Origin of the sequence: Massilia sp. CF038 (assembly GCF_900129765.1) — a bacterium.
Classification (GTDB): Bacteria; Pseudomonadota; Gammaproteobacteria; order Burkholderiales; family Burkholderiaceae_D; genus Telluria_A.
Genome location: NZ_FQWU01000001.1, coordinates 1,095,652 through 1,116,003, shown reverse-complemented (window position 1 = coordinate 1,116,003; position 20,352 = coordinate 1,095,652). Strand labels below are relative to the sequence as shown.

Here is a 20,352-nt window from a genome sequence, read left to right as displayed (position 1 = left end):
TTCCTTACTTCCAAATGTTCCAGGACGTTTGCATCACGCCTGCAACCAGTACCAGCCACACCAGGGTTACTGGAATAAAGATCTTCCAGCCCAGACGCATGATCTGGTCATAACGGTAGCGTGGGAAGGTACCGCGCACCCAGATGAACAGCGAGACAATCAGGAAGGCTTTGGCAAACAGCCAGAAGAAGCCACCGAAGGCGCCGCCGAATTCCAGGATCGCAAACGGTGCGTGCCAGCCGCCCAGGAACATGATCGAACCCAGGGTGCCGATCAGGATCATGTTGGCGTACTCGGCCAGCATGAACATGGCGTAGGACATGCCCGAGTATTCGACCATGTGGCCGGCCACGATTTCGGACTCGCCTTCGACCACGTCAAACGGGCTGCGGTTGCATTCTGCCAGACCGGAGGTCAGGTAGACCACGAACAGCGGCAGCAGCGGCAACACGTTCCACGATACAAAGTTCACGCCGTGCTCGATACCCCAGCCCTTGGCCTGACCAGCGACGATGTCGGAGAAGTTGAGACTGCCCGATACCATCAGAATCACCACCAGCACGAAGCCAATGGGAATTTCGTAGGAAATCATTTGGGCCGATGCGCGCATCGCACCCATGAAGGAGTACTTCGAATTCGACGCCCAGCCGGCGATGATGATGCCGTACACCTCGATCGAGGTAATTGCCATCAGCAGCAGCAAGCCCGCGTTGACGTTGGCGAGCGCCACTTCAGGACCGAAAGGCACCACCACCCAGGCCGCCAGCGCCGGCATGATGGTCATGATCGGACCCAGAATGAACAGGCCGGACGAGGCCTTGGCTGGCACCACGATTTCCTTGAACAAGAGCTTCAAGGCATCGGCAATTGGTTGCAGCAAACCGGCAGGACCAACCCGGTTCGGGCCGATACGAATCTGAATCCAGCCGATCAGCTTGCGTTCCCACAGGGTGGCGTAAGCGACCAGGCCCATCAGAGGCAACAGGACGCACAGGATCTTGGCCATGGTCCAGAACAGCGGCCAGGAATAACCCACCGTGCTGGCGCCCCAGGCGTTGATGCCGTCGATCATTTCAGGCAGCGCCATCAGATCCCCTCCCCTGCTTTTTCAACATTGATTGCACCAAACATCGCGCCGAGGGTGGCGGTTGCAGGATGCGACGAAGCGACGCGCACGGCATTCGCAGGCAGGCGGGCATCGATGCCGGCTGCCAGAATGGCCGAACCGGCGCCTTGCGAGACCTTGACCTTGTCGCCAGCTTTCACGCCCAGCTTCTCGGCCAGCGCCTTTGGCAACTGGACCAGCGGTGCGTTCGAATCGGCCGTGCGCAGCAGCGGCTCGGAGCGGCGTGCAATCGGGTCGGCGAAGTAAATCGGCACATCGGTCACGCGTTCGAGCGCGCCGCTGGTGCCAAACGTTGCCGACGACACAGCTGCCTTCGATACGTTGTTCAGCTTGGCCGACAGATCGGTCACACCCTTGCCAAACAGCTCGTCGCGGATGGATTCCGAGGTTTCGTAGTCGAAACCGGAGACGCCCAGCAGATTGCCCAGCACGCGCAATACTTTCCAGGCTGGACGGGTGTCGCCCAGCGGCTTGACGGTCCCGTTGAAGCTTTGCGCGCGGCCTTCGCAATTGACGAAGGTGCCCGAGGTTTCGCTGAATGGCGAAATCGGCAGCAGCACGTCCGCGTAGTCGAAACCATGCTGGAAGGCGGACATGACGACCACCATCTCGGCGCCATCGAGCGCGGCGCGGGCCTGCTGCGGATTGGCCGCATCGAGTTCCGGTTCCGCGTTCAGCAGCACGTAAGCTTTTTTCGGCGTGGCAAAGGCAGGCGCCGCGTTCTTGGCGGTCGCACCGACCAGGTAGCCGCCCACGGTGTTGGCTGCTTCGGTCAGGTAACCGAACTTGGCGCCGGTCTGTTCCGCGATCCATTGCGCAGCTGCATGCAGCTTGGACGCTTGCGGATGGTGGACAGCAGCGTTGCCCAGCAGGACCACACCACCTTCGCCGTTCAGATTGGCGGCGACTTTGCCGGCCGCGTCGGACGCTTTGATGTTCTCGAAACCGGCCGGGGCAGCAACACCCTTGGCAGCGGCAACAGCGACCACGATTTCCGACAAGGCAGCAAGCCAATCGGACGGTGCGGCAATCATCTTGCTCGCGGTCGGGATCAGGAGCTCATCGTCGGAAGCGTGCACGATGGACAGCTTGGCGCCGTTCTTGACGGCAGCGCGCAGACGGGTGGCGACCAGCGGGTGATCCTTGCGCAGGAAGGAGCCGACGATCAGCGCGCGCTGAACGGTCGACAGTTCTGCGATCGGCATGCCCAGCCATGGCGTGACCTGGCCGTCCAGCGCGAAATCGCTCTGGCGCAGGCGGAAGTCAACGTTTTCGGAACCGATGCCGCGCATGGCCTTGGCCAGCAGGTGCAGTTCTTCCACGGTCGATTGGGCGGTGGCAACAGCGGCAATGCTGTCGGCGCCGTGTTCATGCTTGATGTTGCGCAGGCCATGAGCCACGTATTCCAGCGCGGTCTGCCAGTCGGTTTCCGCCCAGACGCCGCCCTGCTTGAGCATGGGCTTGGTCAGACGCGAGGTATTGTCCAGCGCTTCGTACGAGAAACGGTCTTTGTCCGAGATCCAGCATTCGTTGATCGCATCGTTTTCCAGCGGCAGCACGCGCATGACTTTGCCGCCCTTGACCTGGACGATCAGGTTGGTGCCCAGCGAATCGTGCGGGCTGACCGACTTGCGGCGCGACAGTTCCCAGGTACGGGCGCTGTAGCGGAAAGGCTTGGAGGTCAGTGCGCCCACCGGGCACAGATCGATCATGTTGCCCGACACTTCGGAGTCGACCGTCTTGCCGACAAACGAGGTGATCTCGGCGTGTTCGCCGCGGCCCAGCATGCCCAGTTCCATCACGCCAGCCACTTCCTGGCCGAAACGTACGCAACGGGTGCAATGGATGCAGCGGGTCATCTCTTCCATCGAGATCAGCGGGCCGGCATCTTTCGGCGGCACCACGCGCTTTTCTTCTTCGTAGCGCGAATTCGATTTGCCGTAGCCCACTGCCAAGTCTTGCAACTGGCATTCGCCGCCCTGATCGCAGATCGGGCAGTCGAGCGGGTGGTTAATCAGCAGGAATTCCATCACCGACTTCTGTGCCTGAACCGCTTTTTCGCTGTTCGAACGCACGATCATGCCGGCCGACACAGGCGTGGCGCAAGCAGGCAAAGGCTTGGGGGCCTTCTCTACTTCAACCAGGCACATGCGGCAGTTGGCAGCGATCGACAATTTCTTGTGATAGCAGAAGTGCGGGATATAAGTACCCAGCTTGTTCGCTGCGTCCATCACCATCGAACCTGGTGGGACCTCAACTTTTTTACCGTCAATTTCAATTTCAACCATGAGATTTCTCTGGCCTTAGATATAAGCGGGCACGAGGCAATGCTTGTGCTCGATGTGGTATGCAAATTCTTCGCGGAAGTTCTTGATCATGGCGCGCACTGGCATCGCTGCGGCATCGCCCAGGGCGCAAATGGTGCGGCCCTGAATGTTGTCGGCGATCGAGTTCAGCATGTCCAGGTCGTCGGGACGGCCCTGGCCGTGCTCGATGCGGTGGACCATGCGGTACATCCAGCCCGTGCCTTCGCGGCAAGGGGTGCACTGGCCGCACGATTCTTCGTAATAGAAGTACGACAGACGCAGCAGCGACTTGACCATGCAGCGCGTTTCATCCATGACAATCACGGCGCCCGAACCGAGCATCGAACCGGCTTTCGCGATCGAGTCGTAGTCCAGGTCGGTGTTCATCATGACTTCCCCCGTCACCACCGGTGCCGAGGAACCGCCAGGAATCACGGCCTTGATCTTTTTGCCGTCGCGCATGCCGCCTGCCAGTTCCAGCAGCTTGGCAAATGGCGTGCCGAGCGGCACTTCATAGTTGCCTGGCAGCGCAACGTCGCCCGAGATCGAGAAGATCTTGGTGCCGCCATTGTTTGGCTTGCCCAGCGACAGATACTTTTCGCCACCCATGTTCATCACGAACGGGACGGCAGCAAAGGTTTCTGTGTTGTTGATGGTGGTCGGCTTGCCATACAGGCCGAATGAGGCCGGGAATGGCGGCTTGAAGCGCGGCTGGCCCTTCTTGCCTTCGAGCGACTCGAGCAGCGCGGTTTCTTCGCCGCAGATGTAAGCGCCATAACCATGGAAGGCATGCAGCTGGAAGCTGAAATCGCTGCCCATGATCTTGTCACCCAACATGCCGGCGGCGCGCGCTTCTTCAAGGGCTTCTTCGAAACGATCGTACTCGGCAAAGATTTCGCCGTGGATGTAGTTGTAACCCACGGTGATGCCCATGGCGTAAGCGCCAATGGCCATGCCTTCAATCAGGGCATGGGGGTTGTAGCGGATGATGTCGCGGTCCTTGAAGGTGCCTGGCTCGCCTTCGTCCGAATTGCAGACGAGGTATTTCTGGCCAGGGAACTGGCGCGGCATGAAGCTCCACTTCAGGCCCGTTGGGAAACCAGCGCCGCCGCGGCCGCGCAGGGACGAGGCCTTCAGTTCGGCGATGACTTGTTCCGGGGTGATTTTTTCGTCCAGGATGCGGCGCAGCGCGGTGTAGCCGCCACGGTTCACGTAATCCTGCAGGTGCCAGTTCTTGCCGTCCAGGCCAGCGAGGATCAGCGCGCCAATGTGGCGATTGTGGAGTGATGTCATTTCTTCAGTTCCTCGACCAGTGCGTCGATCTTGTCGTTCGACATGAAGCTGCACATGCGCTTGTTATTGACCAGCATGACCGGCGCGTCGCCGCAGGCACCCATGCACTCGCCTTCGATCAGCGTGAACTGGCCGTCGGCGGTGGTGTCACGGAAACCGATGCCCAGCTTTTCTTTCAGGTGATGGGCCGCCTTCTCGCCGCCAGACAACTGGCATGGCAGGTTGGTGCACACCGAAATCTTGAACTTGCCGACCGGTTTGACGTCGTACATATTGTAGAAAGTGGCGACTTCTTGCACCGCAATGGCAGGCATGCCGATGTAGTCGGCCAGTTCCTGCATGGTTTCCGGTGCCAGCCAGCCCTTTTCGTCCTGGGCAATGGCCAGCGCGGCCATCACGGCCGACTGACGCTGGTCTGCCGGAAACTTTGCCAGTTCCCGGTCGATTTTTTTGTATGACTGCTCTGATAACAACATGTTGTTTGCCTCAATAGTGCAAATGCTTACCGGTCAATACTGCCGAATACAATGTCCTGGGTACCAATGATGGTGACGGCGTCGGCGATCATGTGGCCGCGGGCCATCTCGTCCAGGCTTTGCAGGTGGGCATAGTCCGGGGCGCGAATCTTCAGGCGGTAAGGCTTGTTGGCGCCATCGGACACGATGTAAATGCCGAACTCGCCCTTCGGGTGCTCGACCGCGGCATACGCCTCGCCCGGCGGGACGTGGAAGCCTTCGGTAAACAGCTTGAAGTGGTGAATCAGTGATTCCATGTTCGACTTCATGTCGGTGCGCGACGGCGGCGCCACCTTGCGGTTCTCGGTCATGACCGGGCCCGGGTTGGCACGCAGCCAGGTAATGGCTTGCTTGATGATGCGGTTCGACTGGCGCATTTCTTCAATGCGCACCAGGTAGCGGTCGTAGCAGTCGCCATTGGTGCCAACCGGAATGTCGAAGTCCATCTTGTCGTACACGGCGTACGGCTGGGTCTTGCGCAGATCCCATTCCACGCCCGAACCGCGCAGCATGGCGCCGGTAAAGCCCATGGCTTTCGCGTCTTCCGGGGTCACCACGCCGATGCCGACAGTACGCTGTTTCCAGATACGGTTGTCGGTCAGCAGGGTTTCGTATTCGTCGACGTACTTGACGAAGCGCTTGCTGAAGTCTTCCAGGAAGTCCAGCAGCGAGCCCTGACGGTGTTCGTTCAGCTCGTCGATGGCTTTCTGGCTGCGGATGATCGAGGCCTTGTGCTTTGGCATGGCGTCCGGCAGGTCGCGGTACACGCCACCAGGGCGGTAGTATGCGGCGTGCATACGTGCGCCCGACACAGCTTCGTACGCGTCGAACAGATCTTCGCGATCGCGGAACGCATACAGGAAGGGGCCCATGGCGCCAACGTCGAGCGCGTGCGCACCCAGCCACATCAGGTGGTTCAAGAGGCGCGTGATTTCATCGAACATGACGCGGATGTACTGGGCGCGCACCGGCACTTCAATGCCAAGCAGCTTTTCAATTGCCATCACGTACGCGTGTTCGTTGGCCATCATCGACACGTAGTCGAGACGGTCCATGTACGGCACCGATTGCAGATAGGTACGGGTTTCAGCCAGCTTCTCGGTGCCGCGGTGCAGCAGGCCGATGTGCGGGTCGGCACGTTGAATCACTTCGCCGTCCAGTTCCAGCACCAGGCGCAGCACGCCGTGCGCTGCCGGGTGCTGCGGACCGAAGTTCAGGGTGTAGTTCTTAATCTCAGCCATTATTTCATCCCGTAGGTTTCTTCGCGAATTACGCGAGGAATGATTTCACGCGGCTCGATCGTGACCGGCTGGTAGATGACGCGCTTTTGCTCTGGGTCGTAACGCATTTCGACGAAACCGGTGATCGGGAAGTCTTTGCGGAACGGGTGGCCGATGAAGCCATAGTCGGTCAGGATGCGGCGCAGGTCGTTGTGGCCTTCGAACAGAATGCCGTACAGGTCGAACGCTTCACGCTCGTACCAGTTGGCGGCGCGCCAGACGCTGGTGACGGACGCCAGCACTGGCATGTCGTCGTCCGGTGCAAACACGCGCACGCGCACGCGCCAGTTGTGCACCAGCGACAGCAGGTGCGACACAGCTGCAAAGCGCGCGCCATCCCAGGTGCCTTCGCCGTAGGTGGAATAGTCCACACCGCACAGGTCGATCAGCTGGTCAAAGCGCAGCGACGGCTCGTCGCGCAGGGTCAGCATGGTGGCGGCGTAATTGGCGGCCTTGACGACCACGGTCACTTCGCCCAGCGCGATGCTGACAGTTGCGGCCTCGCCCAGCACGGATGCCAGGGTGGAGGCCAGGTTTTCGATTTTACTTGTCATGATTAGCGGGCGATGGTGTTGGTGCGCTTGATCTTGTTCTGCAGTTGCAGAATGCCGTACAGCAGCGCCTCAGCGGTTGGCGGGCAACCTGGCACGTACACGTCGACCGGCACGATGCGGTCGCAGCCGCGCACCACCGAATACGAGTAGTGGTAGTAGCCGCCGCCGTTGGCGCACGAACCCATGGAAATGACCCAGCGCGGCTCCGGCATCTGGTCGTAGACCTTGCGCAGCGCCGGCGCCATCTTGTTGCACAGCGTGCCAGCGACGATCATCACGTCGGACTGGCGCGGCGATGGGCGGAACACGACGCCGAAGCGGTCCATGTCGTAGCGGGCTGCGCCCGTGTGCATCATTTCGACCGCGCAGCAAGCCAGGCCAAACGTCATCGGGAACATCGACCCGGTGCGTGCCCAGTTGATCAGCTTGTCGGCCGTCGTGGTGACGAAACCTTCGTTTAATACGCCTTCAATTGACATGGCTTATTCCCAATCAAGGGCACCTTTCTTCCAGATATACCAAAAACCAACCACGAATTCGGCGATGAACACCATCATCGTAACGAACCCGGACCAGCCCAGTTCACGCATGGAGACACCCCATGGGAAGAAGAATGCCGTTTCCAGATCAAACAAAATAAACAGGATAGCGACCAGATAGTAACGAACGTCGAACTTCATGCGCGCGTCTTCGAATGCTTCGAAGCCGCACTCGTAAGGCGACAGTTTAGCGGAATCTGGCTTGTTGGGTCCGAGCAGGTAGCCCAGGACCTGGGGTGCAACACCGACGCCGATGCCGACCAGGATGAACAGAAGAACGGGGAAGTAATTATCGAGGTTCACGGATGAAGCCTTTTTGATCGATCGGTTAATGAACCACTGCTGGCGCAGCGCCCTATCGTACGATCCTGGCTTGTAGCCTACCACCAGGACCGAAACGACTGATCCTCGCAAAAAAGCCAGCTTAGGCGCAGCCCTTGCTGGCTTCTAGATTTCTGGTGCCGACGGCGAGACTCGAACTCGCACAGGATTTCTCCCACTACCCCCTCAAGATAGCGTGTCTACCAATTTCACCACGTCGGCATTGAGTCCGCTATTCTACATTGTTACAGAGCTGTATTCAATGCAAACTTGCGCAATAACAAGCTTAAAACCTAAAAATCATGCTTCTTTTTCGCATCCGTCACGAGGAAGGACGGATGCTGCTGAAACTGTGTGCAGCTTACTTCGGAATCTGGCCTGGCGCTGGTGCCGGTGCAGCTGGCGCCGCCGGTGCCGGCGTTGCCGCACCTGCTGGTGCAGCTGGCGCTGGCGCCGGTGCCGATGGAATTGCGCCTGGCACGACCACTGGTGCGGTGACCGGTGCTTTTTCCATCACGCCGCCGCTGACGGCAGCGCCGCGGTTGGTGGCGAAGTGGGCCAGCACCAGGGTCGATGAGAAGAACACGGCGGCAGCAACGCCAGTCGACTTGGACATGAAGTTCGACGAACCGGTCGCACCGAACAGGCTGCCCGAAGCACCCGAACCGAAGGCCGCGCCCATGTCAGCACCTTTGCCATGCTGCAGCAACACCAGCCCGATGATGATCAGGGCCGAAATAACCTGTACTACAACAACCAGATTTTGCAACGAGTTCATTTCTATTCCATTCCAGGTTTGACTGCGATAACTTCAATTAATTCGAACTACCGGCATGAATGATGGCGAGGAAATCGGCTGCCTTGAGCGCCGCACCGCCAATCAAACCACCGTCGATATCCGGCTGCGCCATCAGTTCGCGCGCATTTTCCGGCTTCATGCTGCCGCCGTACAGAATCTGTACGCCGCCAGCGACAATTGCGTTGTGCTCCGCCATCTGCGCGCGCAAGCGTGCGTGCACTTCCTGCGCCATTTCCGGCGTGGCCGTCTTGCCGGTGCCAATCGCCCATACCGGCTCGTAGGCAACCACAATCTTGTTCAAACGCTCACCGACCAGCGCCAGCACGGCGCCGAGCTGATTGCGCACGACCACGAAGGTCTGCTCCGCTTCACGCTCGGCCAGTGTTTCGCCGACGCAGACGATCGGGGTCAGACCCGCGTCCAGTGCTGCGACAGCTTTCTTTGCAACCAGTTCGCTGCTCTCGGCGTGGTAAGCGCGGCGCTCGGAGTGACCAACGATCACGAAGCGGCACGCAAAATCGCCCAGCATGGCAGCCGACACTTCGCCGGTGTAGGCACCGCCCGCCTGGGCCGACACATCCTGCGCACCCCAGGCCAGCTTGCTGCCTTGCAGCGCGGCCTGGCACTGGGCCAGGTAAGGCGCCGGCGCGCAGACTGCACTGTCAGCACCCGTACCGTTCAAGCCTTCGGCAATGCCAGCCAGCAGGCTTGCATTTGATGCAAGACTGCCATTCATCTTCCAATTACCAACGACCAGTTTGCGACGCATAGTAGCCCAGATTTAATTAACCCGCTATTTTAACCCCCGATCAGAAGCGGGTCAAACAATCGGGACGGCCACTTGTGGCAAATTACACAACGTCGACCTGCAGCATGATCTTGCCGACGTGGGTGGAGCTTTCCATCAAGGCATGCGCCTCGGCAGCCTGGGCCAGGGGGAAGGTTTTGAAAATCACCGGTCGAATCTTGCCCGCCTCAATCAACGGCCAGACCTTTTCCTGCAAACGCCAGGCAATGGCCGCCTTGAAGGCGACCGGGCGCGGACGCAGGGTTGACCCGCTAATGGACAGGCGCCGGCGCAGCACCTGCCCCAGATCGACATTGGCCTTGGCGCCACCCAGCAGCGCGATCAGGGCAATGCGGCCGTCATCGGCCAGGCAATCAATCTCGCGCGCCAGATAGTCGCCAGCCACCATGTCGAGCACCACATCCACACCCTTGCCGCCGGTGCGTTCCTTGACCACGGCAACAAAGTCCTCGGTGCGGTAATTGATGCCCCGCTCCGCGCCCAGCTCTTCGCACGCGCGGCACTTGTCGTCGCTGCCTGCGGTGGCAAACACGCGGTGGCCGAGCGCGGTCGCGATCTGAATGGCGGTCACGCCGATCCCGGAACTGCCGCCCTGCACCAGCAAGGTTTCGTCACCCGACAGACGGGCGCGGTCGAACACATTGCTCCAGACCGTGAAGAAGGTTTCAGGCAGGGATGCCGCTTCCAGGGCACTGAGCCCTGCCGGCACCGGCAGACACTGCTGCAAGGGTGCAGCGCAATACTCGGCGTAGCCGCCGCCCTGCACCAGCGCGCAGACCATGTCGCCCTTCTTGAACGGGCTGCCATTCAGGTCGCCGTCGACAATTTCGCCCGCCACTTCCAGGCCAGGTAGATCGGAGGCGCCCGGCGGCACCGGATAATGGCCAAGGCGCTGCAGCACATCGGGCCGGTTGACGCCGGCGGCATGCACCTTGATCAGCACTTCGCCTGCTTTCAGGACCGGCACGGGGCGTTCGCAAAGCTGCAATACCTCGGGGCCACCAGCTTGCTTGATTTCAATCGCGCGCATCGTCATTCTCATTGGGGGAAAGCCGCCGATTGTACGCGCCTTAGAGTTCGGTCGCAGGCAGCGCGTCGCGCATGGCCGGGCTGGGGAAGTTGGCCGGCTTGTAGCGCGCCGGGTAGCGCCCGGGCAACTGCTCGAAGGCGCCGGTGGCCGCCTGCAGATCCTGCCAGGCCACCAGTTTGGGCGGACCGGAACTGCCCTGTTCCAGTTCGGCCGTCGAGACCAGGGCCACCAGGTCGGCTTCCGGCAGCAGCGTGTCCACGTTTTCGGTCCAGACCGTAAAGCTGGCCTGGCGCCCGGTTTCGTTGGAGGCCAGCACCTGGAAGCTGGCCACGAAGACATCGGTGCCGTTCTTTTCGTGCGCCTTGTCGAGCATGTCCTTCTGGCCCGCGTAGTCTTCGGCCAGACTCCTGCGGCGGAACACAGCCAGGCGCTCCGCCACTGCCGGATCGGTGGGCGTGCACGCCTGCGGACGGCCGTTTTCGTAGCGGTACATCAGGGCCGACAACTGGCGCCCCTCCTCTTCGACGAATTGCTGGGCCAGGGCGATCATGGTCAGTTGCGCGTCGCTGTCATTGCTTGATGCGACCAGAAAACGGCTGCGCGTGGGCACCATCGCCAGTGGCTCGCCGCCAATGCCGAGCTGGTAGACCACGTCCGGGAACAGCAGGCGCGAGGTGTCGTAGGCGTCATCCCAGGTGCCGAGGAACAGGCCCGGCGCCAGTTGCTCGAAGCTGGAGATGGTCGCGTCGCGCAGATTATCGATGGCCGCTGCCAGCGCCGTCTCAAAGCTCACGTTCCAGTCTGTCAGCGTGCTGCCAGTCAGGGTCATCATGGAATGCTCGGTGTCGTAGGCGATCATGATGGCCGCGTCGGCACTGAAGGGCGACGATGCCGGCAACTTGTTCAGATCCGTTTCGCCGGCAACGGCAAGCGCGACGTATTCGATCATCGAATGGCTGCGCAATACGGGCAGCAATTTGGCACGCGCTTCAGCAAAGGTCTTGGGCAGCTCCTGCCCCATCATGCTCTGGATATAGCTTTGCATGACGTTGCCGCGTTCGGCCTTGTCCACGCGGCAGTAATCACGATAGAAATTATTCAGGTTGAAGATTTGTTTGCCATCCTCACCCAGCAGCAGACGGAACTCGTCCTGGTCGACCTGGATCGGAGCGCTGAAGCCGGCGTCGCGCAAGCCTTTGGCGGCAATGCCGGTGAATCGTTCCGGCGATGGCGTCGATTTGAAGAAATCAAAAAATCCCAAGACAGCTCCCGTTTGTAAATACGCAATATACCAAAATCACCTTTACGACGAAGACGCGTCCTTTCGCGTGAGATGTTCATACCATTTCAACACACCGGCTGCGGGCAGCAAAGCCGCCAGCACACCCAGCAGCACCAGACGGGGTTCGAGCCAGAAAGGCCAATCAGGAAGCAGCAGATGGAAACCCACCGTGACCAGACCCAGGATCACGACAAACAAGAGTCCCACCGCCGCGCCACCAACGGGCTCCATGTCGGATGTGAGCGCCGCGGCCAGTTCCTGCGCAGTGAAATGCGCGCCAAATCCACAGCTGGAGCACCGTTCCGTGTGCGCTTTGTTCTCCGCGCGACAACGCTGGCAGGTCCAGTCATAGGCAGGTGCGGGGTGCTTCATCTCTGCTTTCGGTAAACACAATGAACGGATCATAACAAACCTGCCAAGCAGGCAGCCGTGCGGACGCATTCGTAACCGGATGCAACCAGTATTGACGGAAAGCACCCTCACTGGCATCGTGCCGCGCATTCACACCTTTTCGCACTGGACCAGTTCGTGACCCTATCGATCCCCGCCAACCTGCTCTGCCTGAGCCTTGCATCTGCCGCACTCATGCTGGCCGCACCTGCGCGCGCCAACGAAGGCGACCAGCTGGTCAGCCTGATCAACGCCTGGCGCGCCGCACCTGGCAGCTGCGAAGGCCGCCGCGTGGCGCCGCTGTCCGCGCTCAAGACCAGAGGGGCACTGGCGCAGCTGGGCATCGATTCCGGCCGCGACTTGAAGCAAGCCCTGGAACACGCCGATTACACGCCACGCCATTCGGAAGCGCTGAAGGTGTCGGGTGTGAGCGATGCGCGCGGGGTCATGGCTATTCTGCGCGAGGGCAATTGCCGCATGATGCTGGACGCCCGCTTTGCCGACATCGGCGTAGTGCGCGAAGGCAGTACCTGGCAAATCGTGCTGGCCCAGCCCCTGATGGAAGGCAAGCTGAAGGATTGGAAGGACGCGGGCCGCGCCATGCTGCGCGCTGCCAATGCCGCGCGCGCCACCGGCCGCAGTTGTGGCGGACGCGACTTCCCCGCCGCGCCGCCCTTGAAATGGGACAGCAAGCTGGCCGACGCCGCCCTCGAACACAGCCGCGACATGGCGCACGAAGCCGTTCTCAGCCACACCGGTTCGGACGGCAGCACGGTCGGCAAACGCATCACGCGCGAAGGCTATACCTGGGGTCTGGCAGGCGAAAACATCATCCTGGGGGTGGGCACGGCCGAAGACGCGGTGGCCGGCTGGGTCGACAGCCCGGGCCACTGCGTCAACCTGATGAATCCGGCATTTACCGAGATGGGTGGCGCCTACGCGCTGGACCGCGAACGGCGCGGCGGCAATGCCTACTGGACCCAGGTGCTGAGCACCCCGCGCCGCTAAAGCCGGGGGGCGTCAGTCACGCGCCTAGCTGCTGGCGCCACTGCGCGAACTGGCCGGCAGCGGCTGGCCCGGTTTCCAGGTGCGCGACAAGGCTTGCGCTTCTTCGATCTGTTCAGCACTCATGCGCTTGGCGATCTCGGTACGCTGCTCGGCAGCATTGGCATGCCCGCTGGCCGCCGCCAGGTTCCACAACATATACGCAAGCACCTTGTCCTGCGGCAGGCCGGCCGCGTGGTAGCGGTACATCAGGCCCAGCGCATGCTGTGCGTCCGGGTGGCCCCGTTCCGCCGCGCGCCGAAACCAGTACACCGCCAGCTTGTGGTCGATTGCCACCGCGTTACCGGTGTAGTACATGGCACCGACCACATACTGCGCGTCGGCCTTGCCCTGTTCAGCCGCCTTGCGGTGCCAGACCAGCGCCTGCGCGTAATCGCGCGCCACGCCGCGTCCCATGTAGTACATCAAACCCAGCAAATGCTGGGCATCGGGACTGCCGGCCTTGGCCAGCGGGGTAATTTCTTTCAGCGCGCGTGCGTAATTTTTTGCGTTGTACGCAGTGGCGCCCTCGGTGAAACCGGCGCTTGCGTGGGCACTGACGCCAAACGCAAGCAGTAACGCTAGGAAGAGTTTTTTCATGTCGGACGTATCGCACCGGGGTCAGTTTTTTGGGATCCCATGTTCATTATTTCCAGCTTACCTTGCCCAGACCATCGACGCTCACTGCGCGGTTGACCGGCTTGCCGTACACCGTGACCGAGCCCAGGCCACTCAGGCTCAGATTGGCATTCTGCCGGGCTGACACGACCGCATTGCCCAGTCCACTCAGATCGAGATTGACAGTATCGACCTGAAATTGTTGCGCGTCCAGGCTGCCCAGGCCGCCCAGGCTGGCCTTGAGCACCTTGCCGCTGCCGCGCAGATTCACCACCCCGGCGCCGCGCAGGTTCAGATCGATGCCTTCCATGTTCACACCCTGGATCTGCATGCTGCCCACGCCGCCCAGCACCACGTTCATGAAGCGGTAATCGCAATTGACTTTCATCGACCCGGCGCCCTCCAGGCGCAGGTCGAGCTGCTCGCCCTTGAAACCACTGACCTCGGTCCAGCCCAGGCTGTCGGAGGTAACTTCGCGCAGCGCCGGCAAGGTCAGTTCGGCGCGCAAGCTGTTGGTCCGCCCACTCACATGTCCGCCACGGGCAGTGGTGCCGATGATCATGGTGTCGCCGTCCTGGCGCGTGGTGGCCTTGGCCAGCAGGGCGCTGTCGCCACTGATGACAAGCGAGGCCACCGGCCCTTGCGTAAGCCTGAGATCGATCACCCCGTCCAGCTTGACGCGCACGATGCGCGCCTCGACACTGCGCGTTTCGGTGCCAGGCTCGCTGGGCGCGGCCAGGGCCGCCGTGGCGCCGGCCAGCAAGGCCGCTGTCATACCAAGCTTCATCAACTGGTTCATGCATTCGTCTCCATTGCGGCGGCCGGCATCGATTTATTGGGCAGCAGCTTTTTCGGCGGCAGTCAGGCGCTTGGCACTGACGGTAACAACTTGCATGGGCGCGCTGCTGTCGATGGCAGTGGCAGCCAGCGGCGCTGCTGCGGCCGGCACCGACGAGGCATTGGCAAAGCTGGTGGCGCCAATGATGGCCAGTGCAGCGACGAAGATGACTTCCATGTTTTTAGCGATGTTCATGATGTGGCTCCTTGGTGTTTGGGTAGTGGAATGTGTTCCGCGATGTGATCACTGTAGCCAGAGCGCCCTGGGGACGCCACCGGATTGCGACGAAATGCATATTTCGCGGCCCAGTCGACGAATTTGCGGTATCAGGCGATACTGACGCCCATGAAACAGCCCCTCTCCCCTGACTATGACGCCATCGTGGCCGGCAGCGGCCCCGGCGGCGCCAGCGTAGCGCGCACCCTGGCACAGCGCGGCTGGCGCGTGCTGATCCTGGAACAGGGGTCGGGGGCGCCGCTCAAGGGCACGCTGGGGCAGATGGCGCGCTTTGGCGCTGTCCCCGGGCGCAGCGCTTTTGTGCACCGCGATGCCTCGCTGCTAGTTCAGGGCGTCAACGTCGGGGGGAGCTCCAGTCTGAACTTTGCCACGGCCAGCGATCCGCCGGCAGCCATGTTTGCCGCCCACGGGATCGACCTGGTGCCCGAAGTGCGCACCCTGCGCGCCGAATTGCCGATCGGGCCACTGCCCGACCACCTGCTCGGGCCCATGGCCAGCCGCATCATGGCCGGGGCCCGTTCACTGGGCCTGGAATGGCACAAGCTGGACAAAATGATCCGCCCGCAGATCTGCCGCAGCGGCTGCTGGCGCTGCGCCTACGGCTGTCCGTTCGGGGCCAAATGGAGTGCGCGCGACTTTGTCGAACAGGCCTGCGCGGCTGGCGCCACCTTGCTGAGCGAGGCGACGGTCGAACGCGCGCTGCTGGAAGACGGCAAGGCCATCGGGGTGGTCTACCGGCACCAGGGCGAACGCCACAGCGCCCGCGCCAGCACCGTGGTGCTGGCCGGCGGCGGCATCGGCAGCCCGCGCCTGCTGCACGCCAGCGGCCTGGGCCCGCGTGAGAGCGCTTTTTTCAGCGACCCGGTGGTGGCGGTGATGGGCACCGTTGACGGGCTCGATGGCGGTGCCGAGGTGCCGATGGCAGCCGGCATGCGGCTCGATGTGCAGGGTATTTCGCTGGCCGACCTGACGCTGCCGCGGCCGATGTACCAGGGCTTCACAGCGCAGGTGGGCCGCCTGGACCGCCTGTCCGCCCACGCGCGCACCTTGTCGATCATGGTGAAAATCCGCGATGACATTGGCGGCAGTGTCGGTCCGCGCTGGGCCGACAAGACGCTGACCCCGGCCGACCGCAACAAACTCGATGAAGGGGTGGGACTGGCACGCCAGGTGCTGGCTGCCTGTGGCGCCAGCCATGTCTTCCAGAGCTGGCACTTCGCGGCCCACCCGGGTGGCAGTGTGCGCATTGGTGCCGGGGTTGACCACAACTTGCGTGCGGCCGCTGATGGCCTATATGTGTGCGACGCCTCTGTCATTCCGCAGGCATGGGGCTTGCCGCCCACGCTGACCCTGCTGGCACTGGGGCAGCGTCTGGGCACGCATCTGGCCGACAGCGCTTAAGCGGCCAGCGAACCGTTCAGCGCTTCGTGCGCGAGATCGTCAATTTCAGCGGTGATGCTGGTCATGGTGCTGGCCACGGCGGCAAACTCCTTGCCCTCGCTGCCCGCGCGCGCGGCCACAATCTGCGCGTTGAAGGCGACCATGCGCGCCTGGCGGGCGATGGTTTTGATGTTGCCCATCATGGACTGCAACTGCCGCCGCTGGGTCTGCGCATGGCGCTTGGACTGCTCCTCGTACACCAGGGTCAGGCCATTGAGGACGCTGAGCAGGGGCGTGGCACTGCGCACCAGTTCGTCGAGCAGGGCCGGCGCGCCCTTGGCATCGTCCACAATGGCAGCCAGGGTGGCATCGGCCAGGTCGATGAACTGGCGAATCACGCGGTCGCCCTGCAGGGTACCGAAGTAGGCATCGTGCAGCTGGCCGCAAAAAATGCCCGGCAAGCCGCGCTTGCCTTCCACCAGCGTGAGATGCGCATCGCGAAATTGCGCCAGCGTTTCGCGCGCGGTGGCAATGGCACCCTCATGGCCCATGGAGGCGAGCACCGCATACAGCACCACGCGCTGGGACGTGAAGCGGCGCCGGCCGGACAGGTTGATCAGCGCGCCAAACACATCGCCCGAGAGCTTGAGGTCGGCAAACGAGGTTTCGGCCGCCGTGTCCATGGTAACGATCTGTTCGAGCATGGCGCGCTCCTTTGCGTGCGGGTTGGGCCGGATCGCGGCCATCGATCCCACGTCCTTTGCATGAATCGTGCCAGTGCCCCTGCCCGGGGGCCGCGGCCGCGCTCACCAAATGCGCGCATCGGCTGGCATCGGAAGCACCAAGCTGGCACACGGAGCGCCATCTTGAAGCAGCACGCTGACCGGGAAGCAGGCCTTACGCCATATGCATATATGCCATTTTAACGATTTGAAAAGATTTGCTGTCCTGCCATGGCAAGGTATAAGATGCTTCGCCGCGCCGGCAATCCATGCGGCATTGGTTTCGGGCAAGATTATCAGCTCTCAGTGCTTTCTTTTTGAGGTGTTTATGCGTATGCGTCACGTTCCTGTTTTACTGGCAGGCTTGTCCCTGTCACTGTCGGCCATGGCCGCGTCCACCGACAGCTGGAAAATTCCGGTCAGCGTCAAGAAGCTCGATAACGGTCTGACCGTGATCGTCTCCCCCGATCACAGCTCGCCCACCGTTGGCGTGAGCGTGGTGTACCACGTGGGCATGCGCCTGGAGCCGAAAAACCGTACTGGCTTTGCCCACCTGTTCGAACACTTGATGTTCCAGGGCACGCCAAACGCACCCAAGGGCGTATTCGACAAAGCCATCACTGGCGGCGGTGGCCGCAACAATGGCTCGACCCGTCCCGACTTCACCAACTATATTGAAACGGCACCGGTGTCCGCCCTCGATTCCATCCTCTGGCTGGAAGCGGACCGCATGAAGACGCTCGACTTCAGTGAATCGTCGCTGAAGAACCAGCAGGACGTGGTCAAGGAAGAAATCCGCGTCAACGTGAAGAACCAGCCCTACGGCGGCTTCATGTGGATCGACATCTCGCAGCAGGCTTTCCAGAAGTGGGAAAACAATCACGACGGCTATGGCAGCTTCAAGGATCTGGAAGGCGCCAGCCTGGACGATGTGCGCAACTTCCACCGCGATTACTATGGCCCCAACAATGCCGTGCTGTCGATTGCTGGCGACGTCACGCCAGAACAGGGTTTCGCCCTGGCCAAGAAGTATTTCGCTGCCATTCCGAAGCGCGCCACGCCGCCGATGACGGACTTCAAAGAGCCACTGAACACCGCAGAGAAGCGGGTCGAACAGTTCGATACCCTGGCCCAGGTGCCGGCCATTGCCGCCGCCTGGAAAATGCCCGACCGCGGCAGCAAGGACCAGGCGCCGATGGCCGTGCTGGGCGAGCTGCTGGCCGGCGGTGACGCGTCGATCCTGTACCAGGGACTGGTCAAGGGCCGCGAGCTGTCGCTCAACATCGACTCGCTGTACGGGCTGACCAGCCCATGGGAGTTCGACGGCCCCACCCTGTTTACCGTGTTCGCGCTGTACAAGCCCAATACCAGCGCCGACGCCATGCTGGCCGCCATTGACGAAGAAATCGCCAAGGTGATCAAGGACGGCGTCGACGCCGCCACCCTCAAGCGCGTCAAGACGCGCATGCTGGCCGACTGGTACGACACCAACGAAGCCTTCATCAACCGCGCCGACACCCTGGCCAAGCTGCAGACCCTGTGGGGCGACGCCAATGTGGTCAACAAGATTCCGGGCTGGATTGAAGGCGTGACCTCGGCCGACGTGCAGCGCGCTGCCGCGACTTACCTGACTCGCGCCAACCGCACCGTCATCGACCGCAAGCTGGCGCCGAAACCGGCACCGGCACCGGTCATTGCCCCGGCCACCGCGCCCGCCCCTACCGCTACCAAGAACTAAGGAGAGCATCCATGAAAAAACTGATGCTGACACTGGCTGTTTCGATGCTGTTTGTCCCGGCCGTGCAGGCTGCCAACGAGGTCGATGCGGCCCTGGCCAAGCTGCCGCCATTTGGCAAGGACAAGCCGATTCCCGCCCCGCAGATCACCAAGAAGACCCTGGCCAATGGCTTGACCGTATGGGTGGTGCCACGCAAAGGCCTGCCCCGCGTCGACTTCGTGCTGGCCGTACGCGGCGCCGGCTACGCTGCCGACGACAAGCAGCACCCTGCGTTTGCCAGCATGCTGGCCACCTTGCTCAACGAAGGCACCACCAAGCGTGATTCGCGCGCCATCGCCGAAACCGCGCAGGGCTTGGGCGGTGCAGTCGCCGCCAGCGCCAGCCACGATGGCGTGACCGTATTCGGCAACGCCCTCACTTCGAACGCGGCCCCGATGCTGCAGCTGCTGGCCGAAGTGGCGCGCAGCCCTTCGTTCCCGGCCAGCGAGGTGGAACTGGCGAAGGGCAATGCGCTGCAAAGCCTGAAGGCATCCGAAGCGCAGCCTAGTTTCCGGGTCGAGCGCGCACTGAACAAAGTGATCTACGGCGACCATCCGTATGCCACCACCACTGCCACCGTGGAATCGATCACGTCGGTGACCGACGCCTACCTGAAAGCCGAACACGGCAAGCGCTTCCGTCCGGACCGCGCGCTGCTCGTCATCACCGGCCCGGTTACGGTCGACGCGGCCATGAAGATGGCTGGCGCCGCGTTTGGCGATTGGAAGGCCGAAGGCGCCGCACTGGCCGAAACGCCACCGGCGCCGACTGAGGTCAAGCCGGTGCGCCAGGTGCTCACGCGCGAAGGCAGTGTGCAGTCGACCGTGCGCCTGGCCAGCACGGGCGTACCTGCCAGCACGGCCGACCTGGTGCCGCTGCGCCTGACCAGCACCATCCTCGGTGGTGGCTTCAGCAGCCGCGTGAACATCAATCTGCGTGAAGAAAAAGGCTATACCTACGGTGCCAGCGCCGGTGCCCGCACCTATCGGAACGGCGGCGGCATCGTCGGCGGTGCGGATGTGCGCAATGAAGTCACGGGCGCCGCCCTCAAGGAATTCTTCGGCGAATACCGCAAGATCGGCACCGAACTGGTGCCTGAAGCGGAGATGAAGATGAACAAGCGCTACGTCGCCGGCGGCTACCTGATCAACAACCAGCTGCAAAAGGCCGTTGCCGCGACGCTGGCCAGCAACTGGCTGATTGGGTTGCCACCCGAGTTCCTGGGCGAGTACGTGACCAAGATCGAAAAGGTCAGTCCCGAGCAGGTACGCGAGATGGGCAAGAAGTATTTTGCGCCGGAGCGCCAGTCCATCATCGTGGTGGGTGACCCGGGCGCGGTGGCCGAGCAGCTCAAGGAATACGGCCAGTTCGCAACCGACAAGTAGCCACCCCATCGCCCTCGCGGAGGCGGGGGCCCATACCATCTGTCCGAATTCGGAAAAGTGGCATAGGCCCCCGCCTTCGCGAGGGCGATGTTCGGGCGCCAGTGGATC

21 protein-coding genes and 1 tRNA gene are annotated in these 20,352 nt (G+C 62.0%); 4 read left to right on the top strand and 18 right to left on the bottom strand.

What is annotated here, in order from left to right; genetic code table 11:
* Positions 1-4: 4 nt before the first annotated feature.
* From nuoH to BUC24_RS26570, 14 genes are all read right to left on the bottom strand, one after another.
* Entirely contained in the window at positions 5-1,087 is a 1,083-nt protein-coding gene (nuoH, locus tag BUC24_RS05160; protein WP_073213028.1) for an NADH-quinone oxidoreductase subunit NuoH, read from the bottom strand.
* Positions 1,087-3,414, bottom strand: a complete 2,328-nt coding sequence (nuoG, locus tag BUC24_RS05155) for an NADH-quinone oxidoreductase subunit NuoG (RefSeq protein ID WP_073213027.1) — start codon at positions 3,412-3,414, stop codon at positions 1,087-1,089. Before nuoG ends, nuoH begins: the two co-directional genes overlap by 1 nt.
* A gap of 15 nt (positions 3,415-3,429) precedes the next feature.
* On the bottom strand, positions 3,430-4,725 hold the full coding sequence (gene nuoF, locus BUC24_RS05150) for an NADH-quinone oxidoreductase subunit NuoF (RefSeq protein WP_073213026.1): 1,296 nt from the start codon (positions 4,723-4,725) through the stop codon (positions 3,430-3,432).
* Positions 4,722-5,201, bottom strand: a complete 480-nt coding sequence (nuoE, locus tag BUC24_RS05145) for an NADH-quinone oxidoreductase subunit NuoE (RefSeq protein ID WP_073213025.1) — start codon at positions 5,199-5,201, stop codon at positions 4,722-4,724. The genes nuoF and nuoE overlap by 4 nt, the downstream gene beginning before the upstream one ends.
* Positions 5,202-5,227: 26 nt before the next feature.
* Positions 5,228-6,481, bottom strand: coding sequence for an NADH-quinone oxidoreductase subunit D (locus tag BUC24_RS05140; protein WP_073213024.1), 1,254 nt, complete (start codon positions 6,479-6,481; stop codon positions 5,228-5,230).
* Positions 6,481-7,074 (bottom strand): NADH-quinone oxidoreductase subunit C, encoded by a 594-nt coding sequence (locus tag BUC24_RS05135; RefSeq protein ID WP_073213023.1) that lies wholly within the window; start codon positions 7,072-7,074, stop codon positions 6,481-6,483. Before BUC24_RS05135 ends, BUC24_RS05140 begins: the two co-directional genes overlap by 1 nt.
* Before the next feature lie 2 nt (positions 7,075-7,076).
* On the bottom strand, positions 7,077-7,553 hold the full coding sequence (locus tag BUC24_RS05130; RefSeq protein ID WP_073213022.1) for a NuoB/complex I 20 kDa subunit family protein: 477 nt from the start codon (positions 7,551-7,553) through the stop codon (positions 7,077-7,079).
* Between the two features lie 3 nt (positions 7,554-7,556).
* Positions 7,557-7,916 carry an NADH-quinone oxidoreductase subunit A gene (locus BUC24_RS05125; protein WP_073214807.1) on the bottom strand — a complete coding sequence of 120 codons (360 nt, stop codon included), beginning with the start codon at positions 7,914-7,916 and terminating at the stop codon, positions 7,557-7,559.
* A 153-nt stretch (positions 7,917-8,069) separates the two neighbouring features.
* Positions 8,070-8,156, bottom strand: a tRNA-Leu gene (locus tag BUC24_RS05120).
* A 139-nt stretch (positions 8,157-8,295) separates the two neighbouring features.
* Positions 8,296-8,712: a preprotein translocase subunit SecG gene (gene secG, locus BUC24_RS05115; RefSeq protein WP_073213021.1), complete on the bottom strand. Its 417-nt coding sequence runs from the start codon at positions 8,710-8,712 to the stop codon at positions 8,296-8,298.
* A gap of 37 nt (positions 8,713-8,749) precedes the next feature.
* On the bottom strand, positions 8,750-9,502 hold the full coding sequence (gene tpiA, locus BUC24_RS05110; RefSeq protein WP_073213020.1) for a triose-phosphate isomerase: 753 nt from the start codon (positions 9,500-9,502) through the stop codon (positions 8,750-8,752).
* An 82-nt stretch (positions 9,503-9,584) separates the two neighbouring features.
* Positions 9,585-10,571, bottom strand: a complete 987-nt coding sequence (locus BUC24_RS05105; RefSeq protein ID WP_073213019.1) for an NAD(P)H-quinone oxidoreductase — start codon at positions 10,569-10,571, stop codon at positions 9,585-9,587.
* 40 nt (positions 10,572-10,611) lie between these two features.
* A complete protein-coding gene (locus BUC24_RS05100) occupies positions 10,612-11,832 on the bottom strand; it encodes a DUF1444 domain-containing protein (RefSeq protein ID WP_073213018.1) in 1,221 nt (406 codons plus the stop codon).
* Positions 11,833-11,874: 42 nt separating this feature from the next.
* Positions 11,875-12,225: a zinc finger Ran-binding domain-containing protein gene (locus BUC24_RS26570; RefSeq protein WP_143167391.1), complete on the bottom strand. Its 351-nt coding sequence runs from the start codon at positions 12,223-12,225 to the stop codon at positions 11,875-11,877.
* A gap of 156 nt (positions 12,226-12,381) precedes the next feature.
* On the opposite strand from BUC24_RS26570, the gene BUC24_RS05090 reads away from it, so the two are divergent.
* The gene (locus BUC24_RS05090; RefSeq protein ID WP_143167390.1) at positions 12,382-13,251 is read left to right on the top strand and encodes a CAP domain-containing protein; all 870 of its coding nucleotides are present in this window, start codon (positions 12,382-12,384) and stop codon (positions 13,249-13,251) included.
* 24 nt (positions 13,252-13,275) lie between these two features.
* Here BUC24_RS05090 and BUC24_RS05085 read toward each other — a convergent pair whose 3' ends face one another.
* From BUC24_RS05085 to BUC24_RS05075, 3 genes are read right to left on the bottom strand one after another with little or no spacing between them, the layout of a single operon-like run.
* Entirely contained in the window at positions 13,276-13,887 is a 612-nt protein-coding gene (locus BUC24_RS05085) for a tetratricopeptide repeat protein (RefSeq protein WP_073213015.1), read from the bottom strand.
* A gap of 46 nt (positions 13,888-13,933) precedes the next feature.
* Positions 13,934-14,704 (bottom strand): GIN domain-containing protein, encoded by a 771-nt coding sequence (locus BUC24_RS05080; protein ID WP_073213014.1) that lies wholly within the window; start codon positions 14,702-14,704, stop codon positions 13,934-13,936.
* Between the two features lie 33 nt (positions 14,705-14,737).
* Complete coding sequence (locus BUC24_RS05075) at positions 14,738-14,938, bottom strand: hypothetical protein (RefSeq protein ID WP_073213013.1); 201 nt, start codon at positions 14,936-14,938, stop codon at positions 14,738-14,740.
* 150 nt (positions 14,939-15,088) lie between these two features.
* Here BUC24_RS05075 and BUC24_RS05070 point away from each other — a divergent pair, with 150 nt between their 5' ends.
* Positions 15,089-16,381, top strand: coding sequence for a GMC family oxidoreductase N-terminal domain-containing protein (locus BUC24_RS05070; RefSeq protein ID WP_073213012.1), 1,293 nt, complete (start codon positions 15,089-15,091; stop codon positions 16,379-16,381).
* Here the strand turns inward: BUC24_RS05070 and BUC24_RS05065 are convergent.
* Positions 16,378-17,064, bottom strand: coding sequence for a methyl-accepting chemotaxis protein (locus BUC24_RS05065; RefSeq protein ID WP_143167389.1), 687 nt, complete (start codon positions 17,062-17,064; stop codon positions 16,378-16,380). The two genes, BUC24_RS05070 and BUC24_RS05065, sit on opposite strands and share 4 nt — an antisense overlap.
* 352 nt (positions 17,065-17,416) lie before the next feature.
* Here BUC24_RS05065 and BUC24_RS05060 point away from each other — a divergent pair, with 352 nt between their 5' ends.
* Together BUC24_RS05060 and BUC24_RS05055 are read left to right on the top strand one after the other, a co-directional pair.
* Positions 17,417-18,820, top strand: coding sequence for a M16 family metallopeptidase (locus BUC24_RS05060; protein ID WP_229448036.1), 1,404 nt, complete (start codon positions 17,417-17,419; stop codon positions 18,818-18,820).
* An 11-nt stretch (positions 18,821-18,831) separates the two neighbouring features.
* Positions 18,832-20,244: a M16 family metallopeptidase gene (locus BUC24_RS05055; protein ID WP_073213010.1), complete on the top strand. Its 1,413-nt coding sequence runs from the start codon at positions 18,832-18,834 to the stop codon at positions 20,242-20,244.
* Positions 20,245-20,352: the final 108 nt, after the last annotated feature.